General features: G+C 60.3%; 17 protein-coding genes. 10 read left to right on the plus strand and 7 right to left on the minus strand.

All coding sequences use genetic code 11. The features are described 5' to 3' along the window. Positions 1-249 precede the first annotated feature (249 nt). The gene (locus QSV77_RS02760) at positions 250-672 is read left to right on the plus strand and encodes a helix-turn-helix domain-containing protein (protein WP_302732448.1); all 423 of its coding nucleotides are present in this window, start codon (positions 250-252) and stop codon (positions 670-672) included. Next, entirely contained in the window at positions 665-1,498 is an 834-nt protein-coding gene (locus QSV77_RS02765; protein WP_302732449.1) for a DUF6456 domain-containing protein, read from the plus strand. The genes QSV77_RS02760 and QSV77_RS02765 overlap by 8 nt, the downstream gene beginning before the upstream one ends. Positions 1,499-1,532: 34 nt before the next feature. Here the strand turns inward: QSV77_RS02765 and QSV77_RS02770 are convergent, their stop codons facing one another. Beyond that, positions 1,533-1,949: a SufE family protein gene (locus QSV77_RS02770; protein ID WP_269698463.1), complete on the minus strand. Its 417-nt coding sequence runs from the start codon at positions 1,947-1,949 to the stop codon at positions 1,533-1,535. Positions 1,950-2,143: 194 nt separating this feature from the next. Then, on the minus strand, positions 2,144-2,569 hold the full coding sequence (locus QSV77_RS02775) for a DUF5330 domain-containing protein (RefSeq protein ID WP_302732450.1): 426 nt from the start codon (positions 2,567-2,569) through the stop codon (positions 2,144-2,146). 485 nt (positions 2,570-3,054) lie between these two features. On the opposite strand from QSV77_RS02775, the gene QSV77_RS02780 reads away from it, so the two are divergent. From QSV77_RS02780 to QSV77_RS02790, 3 genes are all read left to right on the plus strand, one after another. Then, entirely contained in the window at positions 3,055-4,584 is a 1,530-nt protein-coding gene (locus QSV77_RS02780) for a HAMP domain-containing sensor histidine kinase (RefSeq protein ID WP_302732451.1), read from the plus strand. Further along, the gene (locus tag QSV77_RS02785) at positions 4,556-5,470 is read left to right on the plus strand and encodes a peptidoglycan-binding protein (RefSeq protein ID WP_302732452.1); all 915 of its coding nucleotides are present in this window, start codon (positions 4,556-4,558) and stop codon (positions 5,468-5,470) included. The genes QSV77_RS02780 and QSV77_RS02785 overlap by 29 nt, the downstream gene beginning before the upstream one ends. A 196-nt stretch (positions 5,471-5,666) precedes the next feature. Then, positions 5,667-6,020, plus strand: a complete 354-nt coding sequence (locus QSV77_RS02790; protein ID WP_269698459.1) for a DUF1491 family protein — start codon at positions 5,667-5,669, stop codon at positions 6,018-6,020. A 23-nt stretch (positions 6,021-6,043) separates the two neighbouring features. On the opposite strand, the gene QSV77_RS02795 is transcribed toward QSV77_RS02790, so the two are convergent. Then, complete coding sequence (locus QSV77_RS02795; RefSeq protein ID WP_302733873.1) at positions 6,044-6,988, minus strand: DUF2336 domain-containing protein; 945 nt, start codon at positions 6,986-6,988, stop codon at positions 6,044-6,046. Between the two features lie 554 nt (positions 6,989-7,542). On the opposite strand from QSV77_RS02795, the gene QSV77_RS02800 reads away from it, so the two are divergent. After that, positions 7,543-7,731, plus strand: a complete 189-nt coding sequence (locus QSV77_RS02800) for a hypothetical protein (protein WP_142839370.1) — start codon at positions 7,543-7,545, stop codon at positions 7,729-7,731. Between the two features lie 20 nt (positions 7,732-7,751). Here QSV77_RS02800 and QSV77_RS02805 read toward each other — a convergent pair whose 3' ends face one another. The 3 genes from QSV77_RS02805 to QSV77_RS02815 form a co-directional block, all read right to left on the minus strand. Beyond that, positions 7,752-8,300, minus strand: coding sequence for a DUF1254 domain-containing protein (locus tag QSV77_RS02805; RefSeq protein WP_302732453.1), 549 nt, complete (start codon positions 8,298-8,300; stop codon positions 7,752-7,754). After that, the gene (locus QSV77_RS02810) at positions 8,293-8,880 is read right to left on the minus strand and encodes a DUF1214 domain-containing protein (RefSeq protein WP_302732454.1); all 588 of its coding nucleotides are present in this window, start codon (positions 8,878-8,880) and stop codon (positions 8,293-8,295) included. The genes QSV77_RS02805 and QSV77_RS02810 overlap by 8 nt, the downstream gene beginning before the upstream one ends. Positions 8,881-8,991: 111 nt before the next feature. Then, positions 8,992-9,600 (minus strand): LysE/ArgO family amino acid transporter, encoded by a 609-nt coding sequence (locus tag QSV77_RS02815; protein WP_302732455.1) that lies wholly within the window; start codon positions 9,598-9,600, stop codon positions 8,992-8,994. A 375-nt stretch (positions 9,601-9,975) separates the two neighbouring features. Here QSV77_RS02815 and QSV77_RS02820 point away from each other — a divergent pair, with 375 nt between their 5' ends. Continuing rightward, on the plus strand, positions 9,976-10,875 hold the full coding sequence (locus QSV77_RS02820) for a LysR family transcriptional regulator ArgP (protein ID WP_302732456.1): 900 nt from the start codon (positions 9,976-9,978) through the stop codon (positions 10,873-10,875). Between the two features lie 249 nt (positions 10,876-11,124). On the opposite strand, the gene QSV77_RS02825 is transcribed toward QSV77_RS02820, so the two are convergent. Then, positions 11,125-13,317: a transglycosylase domain-containing protein gene (locus tag QSV77_RS02825; protein WP_302732457.1), complete on the minus strand. Its 2,193-nt coding sequence runs from the start codon at positions 13,315-13,317 to the stop codon at positions 11,125-11,127. A gap of 265 nt (positions 13,318-13,582) precedes the next feature. Between QSV77_RS02825 and QSV77_RS02830 the strand changes: the two genes are divergently transcribed. The 3 genes from QSV77_RS02830 to QSV77_RS02840 all read left to right on the plus strand — a co-directional run bounded on the left by QSV77_RS02830 (position 13,583) and on the right by QSV77_RS02840 (position 15,707). Continuing rightward, the gene (locus QSV77_RS02830; protein WP_302732458.1) at positions 13,583-14,062 is read left to right on the plus strand and encodes a YcgN family cysteine cluster protein; all 480 of its coding nucleotides are present in this window, start codon (positions 13,583-13,585) and stop codon (positions 14,060-14,062) included. Positions 14,063-14,231: 169 nt separating this feature from the next. After that, entirely contained in the window at positions 14,232-15,056 is an 825-nt protein-coding gene (gene blaOXA / locus QSV77_RS02835; protein ID WP_302732459.1) for a class D beta-lactamase, read from the plus strand. 42 nt (positions 15,057-15,098) lie between these two features. Next, positions 15,099-15,707, plus strand: coding sequence for a class I SAM-dependent methyltransferase (locus tag QSV77_RS02840; protein WP_302732460.1), 609 nt, complete (start codon positions 15,099-15,101; stop codon positions 15,705-15,707). Positions 15,708-15,832: the final 125 nt, after the last annotated feature.

Consider the following 15,832-nt stretch of genomic DNA (forward strand, 5'->3'; position numbering starts at 1 on the left):
CGGAGCCCACCCGCCTCACATGTTTCCTTTGAAGCTGTCTTTACCGTCACATGAATGTCCAGCCGGTCCGTCGACCGGCTTTTTTATTGTCGCGTCGAATCTCGTGTGAGGAAAAAAATCCTTTATCGTGCACGGCATTTCTGCAAAAATAAAACCATATCAAGCGCATATTCTTCGCGGCCAAATTCACGCTTCCCCGGGCGAGCTCTCAGGTGTATGAATTAATTCCTATTCGTAGAGGAGTTGCATATGCCGTCGGATATATTGCCCCTGCCTGTTGCCGCGCGGCCATGTGTGCCGGTCGCCGATCGTCATTTTCGCCGTTTTCCGCCTGCCGCCGGGCGGGATGAGATTGCCCGCATCTGCCGGCTGATCCGGCAACTGACCACTGAAATGGTGCAGTTGACCGGTGAGCGGCTGGGCGCACGCCGTGACAGGCGGCGCAGCGAATGCCATGTGCGCCAGATCGCCATGTATGTGTGCCATGTGCAGCTCGGCATTCCCATGTCGGATATCGGCCCCTGTTTCGGCAGGGACAGAACGACGGTCGGCCATGCCTGCCAGGTTGTCGAGGACCGCCGTGACGAGCCGGCCTTTGATGAATTCATCGCTGCACTGGAACGATTGGCCGGCAGTATTTTCAACCTGATGAAAGGGGTGCGGGATGAGTGAGGCAAAAGCCACTCCGGTTGATCCGGCCCTGCTGCGGCTTCTGCGTTGCATCGCAGCCGGCCCGGCTGAAATCCGCGACGAAGGCGGCGATATCCTCCTGCACCCAATGCGGCAGGAGCGTTCGGCACTGCGATTGCCGGCGGCCTTGATGCAGCTTGCGCTCTCTTCCGGGCTGGTCGAGAGGCGGGAAGACACGCTGTCTGCCGCACCGCCACTCGGCTCTTATCTCAAGCGCGCGATGGCGAAGGACCGGGACGAGGTTTTTCAGGCGCAGCATCGGGATTTGCAGAACGTTGTCGTTGATGTCGATGGCGATAAACAACCGGCCCGGCAAAACCTCAACACATCACCACTCATGGCCTTTTCCCGTCTGAAGGAACGGGATGGCACGGCTTTTTTCCCGGCGGAAGCCTTGCAGGCGGGCGAACGCCTTTCGGCTGATTTCCATCGCGGCCATCTGAGCCCAAAGGTGACGGCAACATGGGAACCGCGAATAGCGAACCGAACCAAAGGGGAGGCGGGCGGCGCGCTTGATCTCACCGAGGCAGCGATGGCCGCACGGGTCCGGTTTGCCCGCGCAGCCGATGCCATGGGGCCGGAGCTTTGCGGCGTCGCCATCGATGTCTGCTGTTTTGAAAAGGGGCTGGAGGCGGTGGAGCGGGAGCGGCAATGGCCGGCGCGCTCCGCAAAACTCCTGCTGAGGGCTGCACTTCTGTCACTTGCGAGACACTACGCACCGCCGCCCGGTCGCGCCAGACGCACAAGCCACCATTGGGGCGAAGCGGATTATCGCCCGCCGATGGCGGCAATGACGGTGACACGGTAATGGGTCAGGCGGGTAGTGGTCAGCCGGGTAGTGGTCAGGCGGCGAGCAGCCTTGCTTCTTCACGAATGCGCTTGACCATGGAGCGCAGGCCATTGGCGCGCTGCGAGGAAAGATGCTCCACCAGCCCGATCTTGTCGAACACTTCGATGGCATCGAGACCGGCGATTTCGGAAGCCTTTTTACCGGAATAGACGGCAAGGACGATGGCAACGAGACCGCGCACGATATGCGCATCGGAATCGCCTTCGAAGGTCATGAGAGGGTCTTCCGCACCATCGCTATGGCTGACGAGCCAGACCTGGCTGGCGCAACCCTGCACCTTGTTTTCAGCGCTGCGCTTGTCCTCCGGCAGATCGGGCAGCGCCTTGCCGAGTTCGATGACGTAACGATAGCGATCCTCCCAGTCGTCAAGGAAGGCGAAGTCATCAAGGATCGTTTCGAGAGAGGCCATTTGCGCGCCGTATCGTCCATTATTGCATGTCTTTGCTACGATATAGGGCAAGTGTGACCGGTTTTGAACCGGGCAGGCCATGAAAAAGCCCACGGAAAACAGGTTTCCGTGGGCAAGTTTGGCAGGCAGTCACGCAGACGGACATATCCGGCTGCAGAGAAGGGGCGGCGCGGCGATGCGCGTCCGGCAAATAATCAGGGGGCAGGGCGCTTCTGCGGCAGGGGGATGACGGTGCCGGTCTTCAGCATGTCGCTATTCCCAGGAAATTCGACGCTGATGGCAGGCGCTTCGGCCAGTTTTTCAGTCTCGGCAGCCACTTCAGCGGCGGGCGCGGTCTTGTCACCGGCGGCAAGCTGCGCGTCGAGCAGTTCATAGGCAACCTTGGCGCCTTCCTTTGCCCGCTCACCGAGCGCGTGGAAGGTTTCGGCGCCCTTGACGCAGACGTCGGGCTTTTCAATGCAGATGGCGCTGACATAACGATAGGCCTCGCCGGCGGCCGAAACGGCGCTGGGAAGATCGAATGCCGAAGGTTCCTTGGTGGGGTCGTTGTAGCTACCGAAATAGGACAGCGCCACCAGCACCAGCGAAAACCAGAATGTTCCTTTGATCAGAAACCACATTGTCAGACACCCTGCCAGATGATCTTTGTTTTGAAGCCCCGCCCGGTTTCGGGTCATTGGCCTTTGTCCCGTTTTTCGGGCTTGGGGAGAAGCTACAGGCGACCGGCGAACAGCCAATTGCAAAAAGCGGCGCAATTTAATTCAAATTGTATCTATTCTCCTCGCATCGGGACGCCTGCCATCAATTCATTCGCATTTTAACAGTCCATGTTAAGCATAATTGCGACAGAGGCCGTGCGTTCCGGGGCAAAGAAGCGGCATGCATTGCCACAAAGGTTAACGCGATGGCAAAAATGAAGCGAAATCCGTCGCTTACCCGTCATTAACCATGATTGGCAAAGCTTCGAATAAATGCCCCGTAATGGGACTGCGGCGCATTTGAAGGCCGTTTGCGGCCATTCTTTTTATCCATTCCTTAAGCCGCCGCCTTCTATTGTCGGGACCATAAGATCCGCCTCAGGGATTCGGTATTGGTATTGCGTAATATGAGAGAAAAAGCGGTCGCACTGGTCGACCATGCCGCGGGCAGATGGCTTGCGCGCATGGAAGAGGACGCCGAAAGGCGCGCCGGAACCGTTGCGCGCCTGCGCCGGCTGATTGCCTTCGGTGCCGTTGGCCTTCTGGTTGTACCCGCCCTCTTCAGCCTCGTTTTCAGCCCCGCCATCGCGCTGCCCATCGGCGCAGCCCTGGTGCTGGCGCTGTTTCTGTCCGCCGCCGCCCTGTCGATTGCTTTTTCCCGGCCGCTGCGTGGTGCAGCATCCTTCTCCACTCCTGCGGCTGATGACGACCTTGTTGCAGCGTCGCAGGTGCCGGGCCTCGTACTCACCATCAATGAAATCGGCCTCGTCGAACGCGTCTCCGGTCGTGACCGTGAGAAATTTCCGGTCGAGCTTCAGGCCTGCAAGGACCATGTCTTTGCCGAATATGTTTATGTCTCCGATCGTATCGAGCTGATGCAGGCCTTTGATCTTCTGCGGCAGGGCGAGGACAAGGCCAGCGCGGAGCTTCGGTTCGAGACCGGCGCGAAATCGCGCCCGGCCCAGTTCATGCATGCCCGTATCGAGATGACGGCGATCCGCAGCACGTCCGGCCGGCTGCGCCGTGTCGTCGCCCAGCTTTCCGATGTCACCGAGATGGAACTGCTGCGCCGCGATGTCGCCCGCAAGGCGGCAGAGGCGGAATCGGCCAATGACGCCAAGTCGCGTTTCCTTGCCGCCGTCAGCCACGAGCTGCGCACGCCGCTCAACGCCGTCCTTGGTTTTTCCGATATTCTGGCCGGTGAATATTTCGGCCGGCTGGAAAATGATCGTCAGCGCGAATATGTCGGCTTGATCCGCCAGTCCGGCGCGCATCTCCTGTCGGTCGTCAACACCATGCTTGATATGAGCAAGCTGGAAGCCGGCCGCTACGAGCTGCTGATGGAAAGTTTCCCGATTGCCGAAACCATCTCCTCCTGCGAGGCGATGCTTGGCCTGCAGGCAAAGGAAAAAGGCCTGACTTTGACGAGCCGCATCCAGCGCGGCATCGGCGAAATCTCGGCCGACCAGCGCGCCATCCGCCAGGTTCTCATCAATCTGGCCGGCAATGCCATAAAATTCACCGATGCGGGTGGTGTTGTGTCGATCGACGCCGCGCGCGAAGGCAAGATGCTGAAACTGACGGTCAGCGATACCGGCATCGGCATCGCGTCCGACAAGATTGACCTGCTGGGCCAGCCCTTCATGCAGGTTCAGAATGAATATACCCGTCGCTATGAGGGCACGGGTCTTGGACTGTCCCTGGTCAAGGGGCTGGTGGCACTGCATGGCGGCACCTTCGTCATCGCCAGCCAGCCCGGCGAGGGGACGGTCGTAACGATCATGCTGCCTGCCGACGGCTCCGGCATGGCGGGTGGCGAAGACGCTGAAACTGAACGCATGGTGGAATTTCCGCCGCGCATCCGGCAACTCGGCGAAATGGCTGCGATTATGAAGAAGGATGGTGACGATGGCCCCGCGAAAGCGAAAATCGCCTAAGAAAACAACGGCCCAGATTGGCGCCGGGTTTGTTTCCTTGGTGGTTGCGGCCATCGGGCGCGAAGTCCTGCGCCATCCAAAACTGGTTGGCGGCTGCGGTGCTTTCGCGGTCGTCTTCGGCTTTGTCGCGGCTAATGCGCTCTGGTACCAGCCGGGCATTCACCCGTCTCCCTTCCTGCGCACGCGTGATGCGGAAAACCCGAACGGGATCGCCGGTTATCGCCCGGCAGAGCCGCTCGGCACCCACGGCAACGTCACCACCTTTCGCATAGAGCGGCCGGACGAGACGGAAGCGACGCAGCCACCCGCCGCCGAGACCGCGGCGCTGCCGCCAGCGGAAAGCCAGAAGCCGCAGCAGATCGTTGCCGATATTCAGGGCGAACTCAAAAAACGCGGGCTCTACGAAGGCGACGCGGATGGCCGCATGGGGCCGAAGACCGCCGCCGCCATCATGTTCTTCGAAGAAACGCTCGGCATGGAACAGACCGGCGAGCCGACGACCCGGGTGCTGGCCGCCCTCAGGATCGACGGCGCCACCGTTGCGGCAATTCCAAAGGACCGGCCGTCCGACGCAAACACCGGCGGCGGAGTGGAAATCGATCCTGTCGCCGCCGCCATCCGCAAGGCGGAGAAGCCGCAGGTCAAGGCCGAACCCGCCTCTCTCAACAGCGCGACCGCTGGCGCAAAACCGGCAAGCAGCGCGCTGATCGCCAAGATCCAGCAGGGGCTGATCAACATCGCCTATGCCGACGTGAAGGTGGACGGCGTGGCCGGCCAGCAGACCCGCAACGCCATCCGCGCTTTTGAAAAACACTATCGCCTGCCGGAAACCGGCGAACCGAGCGAAGCGGTGCTGAAGAAACTGAAGTCGATCGGGGCGATTTGAAGGGTAGGGCAGGAGGTTGCCGCTTGTTTCTTCTCCCCGCCGGGGAGAAGGTGGCCCGAAGGGTCGGATGAGGGGGCAACGCCAGCGATAGACCGCACCCTTGCCCCCTCATCCCGCTGCCGCGACCTTCTCCCCGGCGGGGAGAAGAAGCAAGCGGCAACCTCCTTGCTCTAGTCACCAGTCTGGAAGGCTGCCCATGCGCCTCAAATCCGAAATCTTCGTCTCCGCCCTTATCCGTCGCGTTTTCGCCGCCGGCGGATTTGCGGCCGTCGAAAAGAAGGGTGCGGAGGAGGCGGGTGCGATCTTCATCCGCCAGCGTCTGCGCGATGGCCGTGAAAATCTCTATGGACCAGCGCCGCAAAGTTTTGCCGAGGACGAGGAAATCCGCGCCGAGCGCCGTTTCGAAACGCGCCTTGCCGGTGCGGAGGGTGAGGAAAGCGCCGCTCTTTTGGAAAAGGAACGGCGCTTCGACAGCGATCTGTGGATCGTGGAGATCGAGACGGATGAGATCGGCACTCTGCTGACGCTGGTGGATCAGCCGCCGGCTTAGACGGCCAAAGGCCGTTTACTCCCTCACGTCCCGGTTTTGCGGGGAACGACGGTAATACGGCTCGGCCGCTCGCGGCCATGGGTATAGCTATCGGCCCTGCGCCAGCTTTCCACCCGCTCTTCGGACTCGACGATGTCGAGACGGTCGAGCAGGGCCTCGGCGCGGCTCATGTCACCTTCTGCGGCGGCAAGGTGCGGATAAAAGCACTGCAAGACGAAAGCGGCTTCGGAAAACTCCATGCCAAGCCCGGTGAGCGTGGTCGCAAGCTGCGCGCCGGAAATATCAAGCATGATACGTTCCGACAGCCAGTAACTGGATGACAGCGAATCCGCCAGCGCCACCGCGAACTGCCGGGCGTTACGCTCACGCGCGAAACGCACGAGCAGCGCTTCCTGCACTTCGCTCAGGCGGCGCAGACCAAGCACGTCCCCTTCGGGGCGGTTGAGGTGGCGGGCCATCTGCTTGATCCGCTGGCGCATTTCTTCTTCGAGCGCGGATACTGCATCAATTTTCGTGGTGGTCTCTGGGGTGGCCACGTCCGCCACTTTCGGTTCGACGGGGGTTGCCACCAACTGCGGTTCGGCGGCAGTCGTCGGCTCATCCGGCCGCTTCAGATCTTCGGCATGCCGCAGGCCAACCAGCGCGTCGATGACGGTGGGGGAGAGGTCTTCGCGGCGCACGATGGCGCGGGCATGCGCGGCACCCTGCGTGCGCGCAATGGTGATCAGCGTTTCGTCAGTGAGGCACTTCGACGCGATAAGGAAGGGCGCCGCAAGCGAAATCGGCTGGCAGGCGATGAAGAACGCGACGGCCGAAGGCACGCTCGGATGCTGCGACAGGGCGGCAATCGCTTCCCGCTTGGCTTCTTCGGTGGAGGCGTTGAAAAGCGGCATGAAAAGTTCGGCAAACTGCCGAAGGTCCGTTTTTGACGGATGGGAAACATTCTCGAAATTCGTCACCGTGGCCATAAGCACCACATCTTTCTTCCTCACGGCTCTTGGCCTCTCAAGTTCTCGAAACCGGTCGGTCAACGCACTACCCAACAAACGCAAACACAATATCGGCTCAAATTAGAGCAAATCCGTTGACGTCCTGTTAACTATGGGGGGTGGCAAGAGATATTCTGCCTCTATCAACAAGGAAATTTTAAAACCTTCATGACGGAAAAAATGTCATGGAACTTTGCCGCATCGCCTTTGTTTTCAACGGGTGTAGCCCTGTCGGCGATAAATTGCCGTCCAGCGATTAGGGTTAACGGATCATTAACCTCTGTCTGTTTGTAATTTCATGGGCAGTATTAGGATTCCATGTTATTCTGACGTTCGGAATAAAAGCCAAAATGGCGGCGAAATGCCTGAATGTCCGCATAGTCCCGCGCTAAAACCTTCTGCGGTTTTAGGGACATGCGAAAACCAGCCTGTGGGCTGGATTATGCGCAATGTGATGGTGATGAAATTCCCGACGCAAGACGAGGCTTGCGCGGTTCCCATAGGCAACATTGACTCCCGAAGAGGAGAGAAGCATGGCAGACATTATTCCAATTGGCGACGCACGACGAAGCCTGCGTCCCGCCGGCATTGCAGCCAGGGTGATCGGCCCCGCAAAGGTGGTGCTGTTTACCGGCGTGCGTTATGAAAAGCGCGAAACCGAGCCCGCGGGCAAGGTCGTGCGCAAGGGCAAATCCGCACCGGAAACTGCTCTGAAATCCTGATTATATGTAAAAGACCGGCGTTATTTCCACGGCGTCGGCTGGCATTTCGCTTCGTTCAGAAAACGTTCTGCCTCTTCCCCGAAGCTTGGCTGCGGCACCAGGGTCCGCAACACCACATATCCTTCCGTCTGATCCGATTCCGCCAGAATGGCCTGTGAGAGCGATGGCGGCTGCGCCTTGCGGATAGCGGCGATCTGCACCGCATCGGCAACCAGAATATCCATCACCCCGCCGGCAGACGTGCGGTCGTTCATGCTGAACACCTCGTTCGAGGCCTTGTCGTAAACCGCGACCGACCAGAAGGGCACAACGCCCACTGCAGTGAGCCGGACGGGCTTTTCCTCAATATTGAACGTGCAGACCGCGACCCGCATGAAGGGATCGCCGCTGGCCAGCGTGTTTTTCTCCGTCGTCTCTTCGAGCAGATGAAACAGATGCGGCTTTCCTTCCGCGACGGCGCGGGTATAGGCATCGCGATTGCTGAAATGCGGTATCGCCAGAAGAATGATGACGTGGAGCACGGCGGCGGCGACAAGGCCGGTGAGGATGGCGAGCAGGACCCTAAGCATTGCCACACCCCAGCTTGCGGATCTGCGGCATGGCGATGTCGATCAGGCCGGAACTGCCGGCAACCGGCGTGTCGAGCAGCGTCATGACCAGCTTGAATGTCTGGCCCTGCGGCACCGCCAGCCAGTTATAGGTCTGGGCGTCGGGGGCGATGGTGATGTCGATGCCGCCATCGGCGCTGCGCAGAAGCGTGCGGGAATTCAGTGCAAACGGCCGCCCGGCATTTTCCGCCAGCACATTGCCCTGCTGATCGGCGGTATAAAGCGTCCAGAATCGCGAAGGCGGCACGGCGCCGGCCAGCCGGTAACGGCATTCGCCGCTGAGCCGCTGGCCATCGCTGTCGACGGAGGCGGTAAAGGCCAGCCCCTCGGTCGTGCCATAAAGCAGCCTGCCGGCATCGGCACGGTGCGATTTGGCGTAGGGGTCGGCCTCGATCGTCTGCGCTTCGGGAAACGCATCCCAGGAACCAATGCGGATCGATCCGAAACCGGATGTCGCCTCAAGCGCCGCCAGTGTCACGGCAATACCGCCGCCAAAGGCGATCAGAAGGGCAATGCCGACAAGGAATGGAACTCGGAACACGCTGTTTTCCCGTATTTGAACAGGTCGAGGACTATCACTGATTCCCCGTTTGGAAAATGGTGCCCTTTGTTTAGTCTTTGTGAAAATGAGTGGAATTGCGAATTCCGGTTCTCACGCGCCCATGACCAGCTTGAAGGCGATGGCCCACATGGTGACCGCGATGACGCCTTCGAGAATGCGCCAGGCGGAGGGTTTTTCGAAGATCGGCCGCAGCCAGCGCGCGCCATAACCCAGCGAAAAGAAGAACAGCACCGAGCCGGTGGCCGCACCTGCCGCAAAGGTCTTTTCGAAGCCGGGAAATTGCGTCGAGATGGTGCCGAGCAGCACGACGGTATCGAGATAGACATGCGGATTGAGGAAGGTGAGCGCCAGACAGATCGCCAGCGTCTGCCACAGGCTCGCCTCCTGCCGCTCGGCCACCGACAGTGCTTCGGAAGATCGCAGCGCCGAATGCAGGCTTTTGGCGCCATACCAGATGAGGAAGGCAGCCCCGGCATAACGCATGATGGGATCGAGCACCGGCATGACGGCGCTGATCCGCTGAAACCCGAAAACGCCTACGGTGATCAGCAGCGCATCGGCAATGGCGCAGGTGGCGCAGACCGCAAATACATGCGAGCGGGCCAACCCCTGCTTCAGCACGAAAGCATTCTGCGCGCCGATGGCAACGATGAGGCTGAGGCCCATTGTCAGGCCGGTGAAGAAGATTTGGATGTCCATGCGTGTCGCGGCCCCTGCCTCTTTCCATGTGTAATGGCCGAAGGCGCTGCTTTCGGACCGACTGCTTGGATATTTGGGTGGAATGGTTTAATCCAGTTAAATAAACTCAATCCAGATAAGTCTGGCTAATGCGCTACACGTTATTCAACGGACAGATCTCATGAGCGGTCTTCTCACCTCCATCCTCATTCCTGTGCTCGTCACAGGAATCCAGCCGACGTGCGTCTGCACGGCGAGGGAGTCCTTCCAGCCCAACGGCTTGGGGTGGCTGGATTCCCGTGACAAACACAGGAATGAGGGCGGGGATGACCAGCGCCGATGGTTGAAGTCCTCATATGCGCTGTGTCAAAATCAGCCTTTACATCGAGTATCGTAATGCTCGATTACCCTTCCATGCGCGCCGTGGCGCTCGTTGCCCAGACCGGCAGTTTCGAAAAGGCGGCGCAGGTGCTGTGTGTGACGCCTTCGGCCGTCTCGCAGCGCATCAAACAGCTGGAGGAGCGGCTGGGCGTGGTGCTGATCGTGCGTGGCAACCCTTGCGTGGCGACGGAAAAGGGCGAGTGGCTCTGCCGTCATATGGACCATGTCGGCATGCTGGAAAGTGAATTGTTCCGCCAGCTGCCGGCATTGGCGGAAGCGGGATCGGGGCAGGAGCGCGTAACGCTCAACATCGCCACCAATGCCGATAGCCTCGGCACCTGGTTTCTGGATGCGGTTTCGAAATTCACCGGCAGCAACGATTATCTCGTCAATATCGCAGTGGATGATCAGGATCACACGGTGGAATGGCTGCGCGGGGGCAGGGTGCTTGCCGCCGTCACCGCCCATGCCAAGCCTGTGCAGGGCTGCCGCGTCACACCGCTCGGTGTGCTCAGATATCACGCGACCGCCAGCCCGGATTTCATGACCCGTCATTTCGCCGATGGCGTCACGCCCGCAGCCCTTGCCCACGCCCCGGGACTGACCTTCAACCAGAAGGACAGGTTGCAGGCGAGCTGGATCAGGCAGGCGCTGGGAGAAGACGTCTCCTATCCCACCCACTGGCTGCCCTCGACCGATGGTTTCGTGAAGGCAAGCCTTGCGGGCATGGGCTGGGGGCTTAATCCGGTGCAACTGGTGGCGGAGCATTTGAGGGAAGGCCGGCTGGTGGAACTCGTTCCCGGCACGCCGCTCGATATTCCGCTTTACTGGCAGGTCAATCGTCTGGCCGCCGACCGTTTGGACGCGCTGACGTCGCATATGGTGGAGACGGCGAGGGCGGTGTTGTTGCGGTGAGCGCTGGGTGCTCGATTTGCAGAGAAGGGGGCTATGGATTGTGTGGCTCACCCCCCTCTGTCCTGCCGGACATCTCCCCCACAAGGAGGGAGATCGGCAAGACGCTCTACCACTACTTCAATCTCAACGGTTGAGATGGGCGAGACATAGCCTCGGGTCGATCTCCCTCCTTGTGGGGGAGATGTCCGGCAGGACAGAGGGGGGTAAGCCACACACTCCAACAGAACTTTTCAGGCAATGCGCCAGACCTCACCGCCGCGTCGCATCCTCCGCGCCTTCCCGTAGCGACGCATCCGCCACCTTCTGCGTCGTCACGCTCAACGCTGAAGCATCCTTCATCTTTTTGGCGATGGAGCGAATGACGCGTGTCGCCTCTGCTGAAAGCGAACGTGGGCGAGTGAGTGCCGGCATGGCCGGTGTGCTGGCGGATGCGGATGCGACTTCTGCCGAGGGTTGCGGGCGCGCGCCCGTCGGCAGCGGGTTCTGGATGCCGGGGATCGGGCGCAGTTCCATGCCCTGATGGGCGTAGTCCATCAGCCGCTTGTAGGTCATGGCGGGAAGCGCGCCGCCGGTCATGTTGTTCATCGGCGTGAACTCGTCATTGCCGAACCAGACGGCGGTCGTATAGTTGCCGGTAAAGCCCACATACCAGGCGTCGCGATAGGCCTGCGACGTACCGGTCTTGCCGCCGGAGACGATGCCATTATCCAGCGCGCCGCGCCGGGCCGTGCCCATCACCGGGATGGTCACCAGCATCTGGTTCATCTTCGAATTGGCGTCTTCGGAAAGCACCCGCCTGGCGGGCGGCTCGTCATGGCTGAAATCGTAGAGAACGTTGCCCTCGTAATCCATCACCTGCTCGATGCCGTGGCGGCGCGACTGCATGCCATCGGCCGGGAACACGGCATAGGCGGTCGCCTGATCGAGAACGGTGACCTCCGAAGTGCCGAGCGGAATGGTCTTGTCGCTGCGCAGCGGCGTGGCCACGCCCATGGCCTTGGCCGTATCGACGATCACCTGTGTGCCGAGCACATCCTTGGCGAGCCGCACAGGTACGGTATTGTAGGATTTGGCGAGCGCCATCTGCAGCGTCACCTTGCCGGCATAGGAACGGCCGTAATTCTGCGGCGACCAGCCGCGCCAGGTCACCGGTGCGTCGGAAATCAGCGTTTCCGGTTTCATGCCTTTTTCCATGGCGGCCGAGTAGGTATAGACCTTGAAGGAGGAGCCCGGCTGGCGAAGGGCTGCGGTGGCGCGGTTGAACTGGCTTTCGCCATAGTCACGGCCGCCGACCATGGCACGCACGCCGCCGCCGTTTTCAATCATCACCATTGCGCCCTGCTTGACGCGGTAACCCTCGCCATATTCACGCAGCTCCATTTCCATCGCCTGTTCAGCCGCCTGCTGCAGGCCGGTATCGATGGTGGTGCGCACGACGACGGTGTGGTCCTTGAACTTGCCTTCGGCGGCAAGCCGCTGCACCTCGTCGAAGGCCCAGTCGAGGAAATAATCCGGAGCCTTCACATCGGCGCGGTCGATGACGGTGGCCGGGTTGCGCCGCGCGCCGATCACCTGGCCCTCGGTCATCAGCCCGCTCTGCACCAGGTTGGAAAGCACGGTATTGGCGCGGGCGCGCGCCGCCGGCAGGTTGACATGCGGCGCATATTTGGCCGGCGCCTTGAACAGACCGGCGAGAATGGCGGATTCCGAAAGCGTCACGTCGGTCAGGTTCTTGCCGAAATAAAACTGCGCCGCCGCAGCAGCACCAAAGGTGCCGCCGCCCATATAGGCGCGGTCGAGATAAAGGCTGAGGATTTCCTTCTTCGACATGTTGCTCTCAAGCCAGAGCGCGAGGAAGGCTTCCTTGATCTTGCGCTCCAGCGAGCGCTCATTGGTGAGAAACAGGTTCTTGGCAAGCTGCTGCGTCAGCGTCGAGCCGCCCTGCACCACACCGCCGGCGCGGGCATTTTCGCTCATGGCGCGGGCAAGGCCGATGAAGTCGATGCCGAAATGATCGAAGAAACGCCGGTCTTCGGTCGCCAGAACCGCCTTGATGAAATGATCAGGCATCTGGTCGATCGGCACGCTGTCTTCATGGATGATGCCGCGGTGGCCGATGGTGTTGCCGTAACGGTCAAGGAAGGTGACGGCGAAATCGCCGCGATAACGCCAGTCCTTCTTGGTCTCTTCGAAAGCGGGCATGGCCAGCGCCAGAAGCACGACTGCACCTGCCGTTCCGAAGGTCAGCGCATCACAGGTCAGGTTGACGACAAGTTTCTTCCAGCCGCGCACATGCAATTTGCGCGAGGCGATGGTGACGTCTTCCCAGAAATCCACCAGCCGTGCCGCAGCCGTCCACAGGCCGCTATCGATAAAGCTATCGATCCGGAGCAGGATATGCCGCTTTTTGCGGCCGTTTTTATCGTCTTTTTCTTCCTGCACCTGGCGATGTTTTCCTGTTCAACGCAACGCGGCCCGTCGATATGCCTGCCCGATATTCCCGCTCCAACCCATTCCCGACGCAAAAGCGTGGCATGGTTATGTCGGAATTGCTTGACGTGGCGACTTCTTGCGGGCCAATGACCCTCAGCCGCCGCCAATATGCTAAAATATCGTACAAACCAGCCCTTGGCGATACGATATAAAGGATTAGGGACCGGTTAAACACTCCCGTCCAAGAGATCAAAATGAAACGGAAATGTTAACGATGAATGACGCGCCGTTCTGGAAAACCAAATCGCTCACCGAGATGACCGGCGAGGAATGGGAAAGCCTGTGCGACGGCTGCGGCCTGTGCTGTCTCAACAAGCTGGAAGACTGGGACACCGGCGAAGTGGTGTTCACCTCGGTACGCTGTGTGCTGCTTGACGGTGAAAGCTGTCGATGCTCCGACTATGAAAACCGCCGTGCCACCGTGCCGGACTGTATCCAGCTTGACCTGAAGAAGGTGCATGAGATCGGCTGGTTGCCGCCCACCTGCGCCTATGCGCTGGTGCGTGACGGCAAGGATCTGTACTGGTGGCACTATCTCGTCTCCGGCGATACGGACACGGTGCATCAGGCCGGCATTTCGGCACGCGGCAGAACCGTCAGCGAGGCCGATGTGGATGTTGACGACTTCGAGGATTATGTGGTCGATTGGCCCCTGACAGTGGGTGAGAGGGCAGGCGAAAAGCAACGGACTTGACGGAAAGTGTGATTTTTCGTTTTGGTCCTATTCCTGCCCCATCAGTCACCTAAGGCATATCGCCCGAAAGTGTTTTGCGGTTTCGGGAAAACGATACGCCTCAAACAATGACCGCTCTCACCATTCAGGCAAATGATCCGCAAAATGCGGACGAGGGACATCAAAACGCATGCGCTACCGGCTGCCCGCCATCGTTCTTTCGTGCCTTGCCCTTCCGGGCTTCCTGCCGCTTTCCGCCTCCGCCCAGCAACAGCCGCACGCGTTTGAATGCACGCTGGTCACCTCCATCGAGACGGGGGCGGTCATCAACCAGCAGGGCGCCTGCGACCAGCGCGTGGCGCCGGCCTCCACCTTCAAGGTACCGTTGGCGCTGATCGGCTATGATGCCGGCATCTTTCAGGATGAGAAGTCGCCCGCCTGGGACTGGAAACCCGGCACGGAGGCCCGCGCTTCGGACCGCAAGACGGTTGATCCCACCATATGGGAGCAGGATTCGGTGCTGTGGTACTCACGCGAAGTCACCCGCCGTCTCGGCCCGGAAAAATTTGCCGCTTATGTGAAGCGCCTCGGTTATGGCAATGCCGATGTCTCCGGCGAACCGGGCAAGAATAACGGGCTGACCCATTCCTGGCTTGGTTCGTCTCTGACCATCTCACCGGTGGAGCAGGTCGGCTTCATCCGCCGTTTGCTGGCCGGCAACCTGCCTTTTTCCCGCGATGCGCAGGCAAAGACCCGGGCGATCGTGCCAACGTTCGATGCGCCGGAAAGCTGGGCAGTGCATGGCAAGACCGGGACCGGCTACATGCGCGATGAAAAGGGCAATCCCGACCGCAACCGTCCTTTCGGCTGGTTCGTCGGCTGGGCGGAGCGGGAAGGCCAGCACATCGTTTTCGCAAGGTTGCGCGTTTCCGACAAACCATCCAACGAACCGCTCGGCCCCGCCGTACGCGACGCCTTCCTGCGCGATATTCCGCGGCTGGCGGTGCATCGGTAAGAACGGCGCGGCCGAAATGCCCTGAAAAAAGGACATCAGGAAATGTCGAACGCCTCCCGCGATGTCATCGGGCTTTATACCGAACACGGCGCTGATTTCGACAGGGAGCGCGGCCGGTCCCTTGCCGAAAAACCATGGCTGGACAGGTTCATCTCGCTTTTGCCCGACGGCGGTTCCATTCTCGATATCGGCTGCGGTTCCGGCGAACCGATTGCCGGCTATTTCATCGCCAATGGCTATGACGTCACCGGCATCGACGCGTCCCTGCCGCTGATCGAACTTTGCCGCAGCCGGTTTCCTGAAAATCTCTGGGCGGTTGCCGATATGCGCGAGCTGGCTCTCGGTCGCCGTTTCGACGGTTTGATCGCCTGGCACAGTTTTTTCCACCTGAAGCCCGAAGATCAACGCCTGATGTTCGGCATTTTCCGCCAGCACGCCAATGACGGTGCTGCCCTGATGTTCACGGCCGGGCCGGAGCAGGGCGAAGCGATAGGCACGTTTCAGGGCAAGCCGCTTTATCACGCCAGTCTTGCACGCGAGGATTATGGAAGCCTGCTCGCCGCAAATGGGTTCCGGCTTCTCGATCACACCGTCAATGACCCGCAATGCGGTGGGGCAACGGTTTATCTCGCCAGACGCGTGGCGGCCTGAGAGGAGAACGCGCGATTACCGGACACAAAGGTAAACGACGGAAATCCCTGCTTTTATGGCTGGTGCCAGTGCTCACGATTGTGTGTTCAACAAAAAGCTTGCCCACACCTTGACCTTCCCATCAT

The organism is Agrobacterium sp. V1 (assembly GCF_030518355.1).
Classification (GTDB): Bacteria; Pseudomonadota; Alphaproteobacteria; order Rhizobiales; family Rhizobiaceae; genus Agrobacterium; species Agrobacterium cucumeris.